The sequence below is a fragment of the Flavobacterium sp. genome, assembly GCF_039930565.1.
GTDB lineage: Bacteria > Bacteroidota > Bacteroidia > Flavobacteriales > Flavobacteriaceae > Flavobacterium.
Window position 1 is genome coordinate 39,344 of sequence record NZ_JBDTTP010000001.1, and the last position, 11,547, is coordinate 50,890.

Below are 11,547 nucleotides of genomic sequence, written 5' to 3' on the forward strand. Positions count from 1 at the left end.
CAGTTTTTTTTTACAGGAACAAAAAAAACTAAGCAGGTCATCGTAGGATTCAAATCGAAGATATTTTCAATATGAATAATAGTATTTGCCTTTTTTGAGGGTTTATTTATTGCAAATACAAAAAACAGCACTACAGCATGAGGTTAAATTGTAATACTTCAATTTAATTTTTCGTTTGGGTTATACGGTCCTCCGGTTTCACCCCAACCCCATTTAGGCATTGGTTCATTTGTATGCATTGGATTTTCTGTTAATTGTGAATTTATAACTGCAAGTCGTGTACCCCATTCAATATAGCCAACAAATGCAGAACGAAATTCCGGATCGCTTTTTAAGCCTATCTCATCTGCTGTCTGAATCAACAGCTGTACCCAACGCTGGCGCTTTTCTTCTGTTAGCATTTTACCAATATGTTTACCAATCATTAAAGAATGGCTGCCATTATTTTCAGTAGTGTAGAGCTTTTCACCGCCAAATACTTCTGCTACAAAATGAGCAACATGTTTAACATGTTCAGGTGACATATCTTTAAAAACATCTGCTAATAAATCATCTTTTAAAACCTTGTGATAAAAATTTCTAAACAGATTTTCAAAAGTATTCATTTCACCTGCCCATTCGTAAAGTGTTGGTACATTTTTCATTTTATTATTTTCTGATATTAAAGCAATGGCCAGATTAAGATTGATAACTAGCTTAACTTCAGGTTATTTTAAAGCAGAAGTCTGATATTTAGTAAAACGAAAATAGGAAATAAGATTGTAATTTCAAAAAATCAATATCAGCAACATAATAGTAATAATCAAGAAGGGATTAAATATTGATTTTGGAGGTATTATAGTCAGATAAAAGTTATTGCAGATGCGAAAGAATGGTTATAACTAATTTAAAATTAGCAATTTAATCTTCTGTAATTATCAAAAAATACTTCTAAGAATAGAATTGGAAGTTATATAAAAAAGAAAAAGCCCGCGAAGTTCACTCCGATGGCTTGCTCAACTTTAAACTCGATGTCCTTTTTATAATGTACCTTAATTTGTCTTTCAACTATTTTACATCAATAATTCACCCTTAAGTAACTCCGAGTAGTTAAAGTACTAAATGTTAATCAATTAAACAAATTTTTATTGACTTTTTTTATTATTTTTTTTATAGACAATTTTTCCGGACTTTTGGACTGCTTTTAAGAACGAAACTGGTAAGCTTATTTGTTTTTCAAACTCTTCTCTTGAAAAAATTAATACATCTGTTTTTAATGAAAGCTGAAACACAAAATTTCTTATTTTAGAAACACATTCCTTTTTATCACTATCCGAAATAATTAGCATATCAACATCACTGTAAACATTAGCAGTATCATTTGCCATGGAGCCAAAAAGAATAATTTCTTCCGGCTCCGTAACATAAATTGCATACGCAATAATTTTATCTATAGTATTTTGAATCTTCATCTTATATACCTAATTTAAAGACAACATAAACATCGTCTATTTCGTCTTCTGTCAAATTTTTAAAATCCGTTGCTGCAACCGTTTTTATTTTCAATGAAACATTCCCTAAAGCATTTACACTTAAATTTCGTGATGTGTGCGGAATTCCGTCGAAATTTAAATCCGGATCAATCGGAATAGTATTTATTACTGCACCACTTGTAACTTTTATATTACTTACATAATTTGTAATACTTTCATCTTTAGTTGCTACAAAAATATCTATTTTCTTTATCTGAATTGTATTCAGTTTATTGCGAATAAAAAACGGAAAATGTTCCGGCTTTAAGGTAAAAATAAGTTCCTGGTCGGCACCATTCAAAGGATTCAGGAATTTGTACCATTCCGTTGCAAATTCATGTTTCAAACTAAACAATTTAGCCGTTTCATTCGGAAGCCGGTCTTGTAAATCTGCATTCGCTCCGGCAGCAAGTTGTCCTCCACCATTTCTCGAAGTATAATTAATATGGATAATAGCATCGGAAAGAGAATCAAAATCAAAATAATTATTTTCTTTTGGCAAACTTATCTGCCAGTCGCTAATAACTCCTGCTCCTTCAAAAGGCAAATATCGATCATCATTAAAATTCAGTTCAAACATACCATTATCATTTTGCGCATGACTGGTGGCAATAGAAGAAATTGAGCCAAACATTGTTTTGAACCGGAGATCATTCTCATCGACTTTTGCATAAGTTCCTCCATTTGTGGCATCCATACGGGTTTCGTTACGTAATAAGGATAAGGTACAATTGACGCTTGTATAGGGTCCTACAATGCATGGAAGACTAATTGAAACGTTCTTAATTCGACGCATATAGTGTCCTGGATAATCCATATCAAAAATCCATTCTGGCAATATAACCGTGCATATACCTGTTTGCTTCAAGGTTAAAAGTGCCAAAGGAGCAATTTGTGCCAGGGAAATGTGTTTGGTTATCTCAAATTCACGTTTGTTTTGATTGATATATTCTGCTTCCAGTCTTCGTAAATCATTAATTAATTTATCTCCTGACAAAAGTCCTTTTTTAAGACTGTCCCAATAACCAAACTGAACAATATTAGAATCTGTAATACCTAATTCGTAAGCAAAACATTTTTCTGCTTTTTTTGCCATATCGAAAGCCAATTGATAGGCCTGAAAATAAACAGTTGAAATTTGGGTAACTGTCCAATTATACAATTGTTGGTTAGTATATTTATTGCGCATATAATCGTCAATTACTTTTGAATTGTCGATTTGAATTTCATGGTTTTCGAGTTCTTTTTCTGCAATTTCCTGTCTGATTTCTGCAGAATTAATTTGAAATTGAATTTGATCAATTTCTTTTTCAGACAGTAATGCTTGCTGCTTATTTTCCTGATCCCTTCGGGTATATCCTCCCTGAGCTTCAAGCAAACTTCCTATCGAATGACTAATTGTGCCAATACCACTTGAAATTGCTGCAATTTGTGCAGCTACATTGCTTACCTGCTCACCTCCAACTTCCAGAGTCATAGTAGGAGAACCTCCAAATCCTGAAGCACCTGCCTTAAATTGAGGTACTGCAGATGCTCCGGCAGCAATTGCATGCGAAACTGTAGAAACAACTTCAGCTACTATTCCTACTCCATGAGCAATAACACCACCGGTTTCCCAATCATTCATTCTTGGAATTGACTCATAATAGATTTTCTTTTGTTCTGAAGATTCTTTCGATTTATTCAAACTTCCAATGCTTTCAACAGCTTCATCAATTTGCTTTTTACGAATTTCCGTTACTGATTCCAACAACTGGATTTCCTGTTGAGATCGTATTAATGAAAGTTCTTCAGAATCTTTTTTCTCTAATACAACTAATAATTTTTCACCAAGAATTCGTACATCATTACAAATATCAATAGCCTTTTGCACTACAACCCTAAAACGATAGTAAGGTGTTGGCGCCACTAAATCATTCAAAACACTATTTAAATCTATTCCTGCTGCGGCAGCTTTTACCAATATAGCGGGATCAATAGGCGGTTCAAAAAGAGGCAGTTGTCTCACAATACCTGAAATATTCATGCAATGTCTTATTTTATATAAACGATCTTCAACAAGATCCCAATATTTTGTAATAAATTCATTGTTGGGAATACAGAAATAGAACATATCAATTTTTGGTATTGATGGTGATCCGGACTGTGACTGTACTACTTTTATCGGCAATAAGGTATCTTCAATTATTACATCAACACGGGCATTTCCATATTCATCCAGTTTGCCTTCTAACTCATTAAAAGTAAATTCCTGATGTTTTACCGTAGGCACTTTTTGCGGACGATCTCCTAAAATTTCATAAGCCAGCATGTATAGCAAGGATGCTTCATTAATACTTTCAATCGTATCTCTTTTAAATAGCATATCTCCCCAGGCAATCAAATTATCCAAATATTTCATCACCACATTTTTTTGATAGGCAACTGGTCTGTAGCGTGCAATAACATGAGGACTAAACGGATTGTTTCGCCATGCTTTTAACTGTTCACTATTTTCATTAAGATTTAAATTGGATAAAATTGATTCAATTCGTTGTTTGCGGTATTCAGCCGAATTATATTCATGAAAAGGTTTCGTGATCCAGTAACGCTGTGGTGAAGCCGTACCTTCAATATTAGTTGGATTAAATATATAGTGAAACCAACTCATTGCTTCTTCAAACTTCTGGTTTTGCATTAATTTGCAGGCTACCATTAAAGGAGCATGAAAAAATAGCTCCCAGTTGTAAACGGAATAGGCACCACCAAAAGAAAAATCAACTTTATCTGTCTGAGCTGAAGAATCTGTTAAAGTTGAACTTCCCGGTCCGTAACTGCTAAAATTAAAAGTGTTTTTTGGAGAGAAATTTTGTGGCTGTGTTTGGATTTTTCTATTTAATAATCCGTCAATTCCACCCCGATTAAACTCACGGATAAATAACATTGTGTAGGGATGGTAAAAAGGCAGGAAACGATATTTTCGGTTTTTAGAAACAATATGTCCATAGCTATTTAACCGTGTTTCCCACTCTGGCTTAACAAAAAAAGCTCTTTGATTATCCTGATAGAAAACAGGATGATTTTGGTACATCATATCTAGCTGCAAATCCTGTTGTGAGATAACCAACTGAAAAGGACTTGATGCTTTTGTAAGTAAGTTTATTGGTTGGGCTGCTTCAAGTATCCCTAAATTAGAATTATTTGTAGAATTATTTGTTAACACATTATTATTAAAACGCATACCGGTTGGCAAATGCAGACGTGGACCAAATTCAAGTGGTTCCAGCTCTTTTATAGCATTACCTTCAGAACTAAAATTTTGATTTACATAATCGTAAGAATCAATACCTGCAATTAATTTTCCGGAAGCATCAGTATATGAACCCAATAAACCTTTTAGCTTTATATCTTTTATTTCTCCATTAAAAATAAAAGAAGAAGAGTGCCAGGGCATTAAAGTTTCATTAAAATCATTTTTAGTGAGACGGGTCGGATTTAATGTTGTAGGTGAATCGGATGTAGGATTATACGATTTATTTGGATCGTAAAATGCCGTATTATTAAACTCTTTTGAAGTTGATAAATAAATATCAAGATATAATTCATTAAATTTAGAAAGATAATAGGGTTTTAAATTATATGAAAAATGTGGACGTTCCCATGGATGGATTAACTTTTGTTTTGATATTTTTTTAGTAGTCCAGCCTCCTGTTTTTTTAATACACCATCCTAATTGTATTTCTAATACTTTCAGTGGTTCAGGAGTATCTGTTGGTCCGTTTGAAGGCTGCGCAGCGGGAACTTTTTTGACTTTCATCGGTTTATCCATAAACTGGAGCCAGAATAAATGCAATCTCCTGTTATACACTACTGGTACAACATGATCACCGGTAATATCAACTTCAATTTTATCCCAGGAAGACCAGGTACTGTAATTCATATCATAAGTACGGTAATAATACATACCGGGCATTGCTTTTGTACGGCCAATAACATGAACAATGTTGGTTTCATAACCCACCTCATCAGGATTTAAATCTTCCATTTGATGGTATAGACCACAAACTTCGAGATGCGAAACTTCATCTACTTTATGCAGATAATTCAAAAATGCATTTTCAACATTTTCTTTTGTAGCCTCATTTTGCATCAGATCGTTTTCAAGATCCTTAAAAAATGGGGATTTATCATCTCGTAATTCGGGTTCAAGCCAGTTTTCAGGATAAAAGAAAATCTTGCGATTGGCTTCCCAAAGTCTGTAGTTTTTCATCCATTTCCATTGTGACCAGGCATTTGGAGACGAAACATCCTCTTTTTCATTTTGAGTTACGATGACATACTTATTCTCCAAATTAAGAAAACAGCGCTGTACAAAAAATTGTACGGAGCTAAGTGCCTGCTTAATTCTCGAAGTGAGTTGGCAGGATGTCATTTCAACATCAATCAAAAAATATTTAAACAATGAATTAGAATCTTCCCAATTAGGATTTATCATTGTTGCAGATCCAAAAGTTAAGTTTCCGCTTGTACGCTGCGAATATTCAATGTGATAATCGACTAGTGCTTTTCGTCTCTTCTCTCTAATATCATCATGCAATGGGGTTATTTTACTTAACCAGTCATCTTGTTCATATTTAGATTTGATTGCTTTTCGGGTTTGTTCTGCAACAAGAGCATCGGAAACAGTGTTGTCTCCAATAATTCTCCAGCTTAACATCGTTTTAGCATCAGTTCCAATTAGCTTCATCTGATGAAAACATTCACTTAATCGATTATAAGTTAAAGCATTAGTATAATCTAAATTTGCTGCAGTATGTCTAATCCCTAATCCAGTTTCAAAACTGCTTAGGTTTTTAGTTTCCGGATCACCATCATCCCATTTTGTAAGACCTGAAATTTCTTTTTTGATTAATGCATTCGATTTTGTTGGATCTTTTGCAAGATTTAAAATACTTCTGATTGAAATATTTTCCGGTTCAGGAAACTTAGATTTAAAATTTAAAAACAAATAGAGATTCAACCATTCATTAAATTGATTTGGTGCAACAACTGCACTTACTGGTAAAATGGAGAAGTTAATGGTTTTTAGCGCAGCATAATTAGTAATAAAATAGTTTAAATTTTCTGTATCCAATTTTAGTTTGGAAACCAATATTGCGGACTTATGCAGCAATGTGTAAATTTTAAAATGTTCTTCAAAATTTACTCTGGTAATATCTTCATAAGTACCGGATCCGCTTAATGCAATCAAATTTTCATTTTCTAACTTACTAATTAAATTTGCCGAAGCATCAATTTTTATGTTTGTCAGCAGTACATTTGCCTGTTCTGTGGTAATGCTAAAAGAAGACGCAATATGCGACTTAATCTGATTTTGTTTTTGTATGATAGCATTCGCCAAAAGTTCAGTTGCACTTAATTGTGCTTTTTTAATATTGGCAATCAAAGCTGTTTTATTAGCAGCAGCATCAGGATTTGGAGTTGCGTCAGGAAGTAGCAACTTTGATTTGCTAAAGTCAGTAATAAATTTAATTTCATCAGGACTACTATTATTTCCTGATAAATCTACTTTCGAACCTATGAGTAAACTTTGAATTGGTGAAAATAAATTCATAAAAGGGATACCATTTAAAGGCGCCAAATCATCAGCATTAAAAGCTTTTAAAGTATTTAAAAAACTGATTTTAATACGGCTGTCTTCTAAAATCCTTCTTAGGCCGTCTATTAGCTGAGCGGTGGATTCCTCTCTTAATCCTACGGATGAATCTGGTTTGTAATTCAGTATATAATCCAATTCCAATAATGAAAGCCCAGAAGATTTTATTTTCATAAGATTATCTATACTGGCCATTGTAGTTTCCGGATCAAGAAAAGGATCGGTAACATTCGTAATTCCTAAGAATGAAACCAAATCACTTACGGATATTTTTAATCCTTTAGCGAGATAAACATATCGAAATAAAACTGACAGAGAAGCGATAGAAAGTTTATTATTTGTTTTGGATACTATCGCATCAAAATCTTTTTGATTTAAGGCTAATGCCGAAAGTATTGTTGGTACAGGTGTATAAGGTGCTGGAACAGGTGAAATAAACAATATACTATTATCCAGATTTATGAAATTAAACGGCAGTGAAGCATCAACAGGCTGCATTTTATCTGTTAAATTACCTATTGCCTTAAACTTTATATCTATAGGATTTGTTACGGCAATATTTTGAAAAAGAGTATTATATTGTGGCTGAATAATCACATCCTGCTTTTCTGGTGTAATTCTGATTTCTCTATTAATATCTCCATAAAAGGCCAGAATAGTTTCTGTATTTAATTTTAGTTTATCCTGTAATTGCTTGACTAATTTCAGTTGAACAAGTGCAGCGTCATCAATTTTACTTTTACCAATTTTTGCATTACGCAAAAACAAATCCAGCTCCCACATTTTCCATCCTGATTTTCTCCATAAACGAATAAACCGGTTCATTAAATCAAATTTGGCCAGTGTCATTTTGTTGATGGTTTGCTGCGCGGTATCACAGGTATCCAAGGTTCTTTCTATGGTGCTTTTACTTGCTCCGGGATTATTAACAAACCGAACCATTAGTAATTCTAAAACCTCATAATAGCTCAGTTTGCTTCGTTTCATAAATAACGAAACATTTACTTTGCTTTGGCTGGTATCTAATCCCCAATATTTATTTTGTTTAGCAGCAGTTGCTCTTGTAGTAGTGATTATGTCTTTATCATTCCAGGACAAATTAAAAAATTCAGCTGCTATAGCCGTATCATCTGGATTTTTAGCTGCAGGATTCACTTTATTTTGAGTGACTTCCATTAATTCAAAACGTGGCACCCGTAAATAATTCAGGTAAGTTCTTGCTTCTTCCTGCCATAGATTAAACGAATTTGTCATTGGAAAATCTTCTCCGGCAATTTTTTTGTAAGCACCAATCTGGATATTCTCAGGCGTAGCTCTTAACTCTTTCTGAGAAAGCGTCGTTTGATAAATAAAATTTTTATTTCCGATTAAATTATTTTCTAAAATTTCATTCACCAAATCTATATAAGGAAGCGGTGTATCTGTATTGGCGCAATTAAGTTTGATATTACCCAAATCAGGTCTTCGGTCAAATAAAATATCTTTTACTGTTTTTGAAGGATTTGTAGCCGAATGTTCTTTTAAAAACCTCAGCATATCCGTTAAGTATGCTGCCGGACCATAAAGTGATTTACAATGATCACATTCGCAAAAATCAAGTGATCCAAACAAAATTTCAAGATCAGGAATACCTAATGCGGCCTGAATTTCAGGTGCAGTGTAAGTATGCGGAATAATAGCCGCAGGTAAATCTTTGTAAAATTCTTTTCTGAAATCTGTAATGCGGGCCAAAATTGTCATGTACTGCATTTTGGATGCTTCATATAAACGAAAAATTTGTTTATCATCAACTCCTTTTGCAGACATCATATTGGTGATGCGCTCTTTACCCATAAAATAAATTTGCATCGAACTATGTAACTTTTGATCAATTAAAACAGATCCTGCTGCTGAATTATTTGTTAATTTATGAATACGCTGCACAACCTTAATAGAATCCCTGGTAATCTTATCTATTGAGAGTCCTTTATCATTAATATATTTATCTAAATTCTGACCCGTAAAATCCAGTTCTTTTTGTTCATCTATAAATTTTTCAACTTGGTCAATATTCGGAATTGCATTTTGATTTAGCCTTTTTGTAGTTGCTAGTAATGATACTGCAGGATACAAAAATTCACTTCGGGATTTTATAGCAGCAGCAAAATTTTCAATTTTTTCTTTTACAGTATCGCCAGGCATGTTATCCGGAATTTTTTTTCCATTATCGTTTATTAAGGAAATAATACCGTTTTGATCTAATTTGGCGACATCGCTTATCTGATTGAATTTTTTTCCTGACCCAGTATTTTCCTTTAAAAATTGAAATGTTGGTGTATGGTTTTTAGAAATATTAGCCGCTTCTACAGTAGTCACAAAATCATTGATTGCTGTTGCACCAATTTGGGTATCGAACATTTTTATTTCAGTCCAGAAATCATTGTTTATCCCTTTGTTATTGACAAATGTTTTAGCAACCAGATCATAATTTTTAGCTGCAATAGTTGAAGTTTGAAGCAGGGTTTTTAAATTTCCGTTACCAATCAAAATAGGTTTTTCAAGGGTAAAATGGATTTTCAGTTTTTCTAAAGATTCAATGATTTGATCTTTTTTGAGTTTTATTTGTTGGGTAACCAGATTTTGCAAAACAGCATTTTCTATAGCCTGAATTTGTACCGAATCATCCAGAAAAGCAATTCCGGATGCCGTAAGTTCTGTTAATTGTGCAATCGTTTCCCAGTTACTGGATCCTCTTAGTAAATCGCCAGGCAGATCAGGAGGGAGATTTTGTGCGATGAAGGTATAAAAAAGTTCTGCAGAAAGCTCCGGGATGTTTACTGATTCAGCTACCAGATTAGACAAAACCTGACGCATAATTTCATCTGTATTTATACCCGTTTGCCGACTAATTTGTGAAATCATTTTATCAGAATCCGTTTCTTTTAAGATACTAATTGGTTTTCCCTGAATCGCTTTGGTCAAAAATGCTGCAGTTGCTTCATAAGCAGAGATTCCTAAATATTTTCCGTTATAATTTGATTTTCCGTTTTCGTCAATACTTTCAGTAAAATTTACCCAGTGAATTACGTTTACATTATAATGTTTTTGGATACCAACAGGATTCACCTGATCTGCGTTGGTATATAATTTTACTACAATATGAAAATTATCTGTCTTTCCATTTATTGTATTGATTGGCGCATCATAAACAATATCAAAAAAACCGTTCAGGAAAACCTTTTTGGCAGCTATTGGCTTAGCGCTTTCAACATCAAGTTGGAGCTCAAAAACTTTAATGACCATGTCATTTTTACGATCCCAAAGCGAATTTCGTACAGATCCTTTAATGCGGTACCTGTGTGTTGAAACAGCCTTTGGATTGGCTGCAAGAACCTTGTCATTTATAATTTTAATTGTTGCCTTATCATAATGTCCGGTAATTGCAATCCCTTTTTCTTTTTGTAATGATTTAAGGGCTCTGGTGGTCGTTTTTCCAAACAATTGTGTTTTAAATTCTTTTTCGGCAATTTTGAATCCAAGGAAGGAAAGGTTTTTTTGAAGTTCAGCAACTTTTGCAGATGTAGTGTTAAGACGCAATTCTTTAGTAACCGTCTTAAGCTGATCAACTGGTGCAGCTTTTATTTTTTTTACAAAGACACCTCTGCTTGTCGTTACACTCTGCATTTTATCAAGTGTTGCTTTATCTACGATTCCGGTTGGATGAAGCCTGTATTTTTCCTGAAAAGCCCTGATTACCTTAACGGAAGTATCACCTAACTCTTTGCTTCTGATTTCCTTCTCATCAATCTGAATATCAAGTTTAGAAATATCATTGACTTTTAGAAGCATTTTGTGCAAAACACCTCTTTGATTTTTTGCAGGAGAATAAAATTTATTGGCGACAACCCGATCCTGCATTTTTGTAATTACCTCTTCAGATAATCTTCCGTCAACAGGTAATCCTTCCTTTTTTTGAAAAGCCTTAATAGCATTTCGGGTTGTTTCTCCTGAAATCCGTTTTTGTTTTTCTTCCGGATTTACTTCAATATTAAGTTTATCAAAAATTAAATGCAGGTTCGCTGTACGGTATTTATTATCAGTGATATAGGTATCATGCAGTTTTAAATTTACCGTTGATAAAGTTTTCTCATCCAGTTTACCATTAGCAGGAAGTTTAAACTCCTTTTGAATTTTTTTAATGGCATCAATTGTCGTCGAGTCCATTTTCTTTTCGGCAACTGCAGTTTCAGCTACAGGTATTTTAAGTTTATTTAACACCGTATGCAAGTTAGCAATATGCGTTTTGCTATCTGCTTTAAAATCTTGAGGTAATTTAAATACTGGCATGATATTATTGTTTAATTGTTAAACTTCGTTTTATGGGATCATTTATTATTTATTTTTTTTATTGTTTTCAGATAC

At 33.4% G+C, this 11,547-nt stretch carries 3 protein-coding genes; all 3 read right to left on the minus strand.

The window, feature by feature from the left end; genetic code table 11:
- Window positions 1-158: 158 nt before the first annotated feature.
- On the minus strand, window positions 159-644 hold the full coding sequence (locus ABI657_RS00100; RefSeq protein ID WP_348095192.1) for a group II truncated hemoglobin: 486 nt from the start codon (window positions 642-644) through the stop codon (window positions 159-161).
- A 480-nt stretch (window positions 645-1,124) separates the two neighbouring features.
- A complete protein-coding gene (locus ABI657_RS00105; RefSeq protein WP_348095193.1) occupies window positions 1,125-1,451 on the minus strand; it encodes a nucleotidyltransferase domain-containing protein in 327 nt (108 codons plus the stop codon).
- Window position 1,452: 1 nt separating this feature from the next.
- Entirely contained in the window at window positions 1,453-11,472 is a 10,020-nt protein-coding gene (locus ABI657_RS00110; protein WP_348095194.1) for a neuraminidase-like domain-containing protein, read from the minus strand.
- Between the last annotated feature and the right edge of the window lie 75 nt (window positions 11,473-11,547).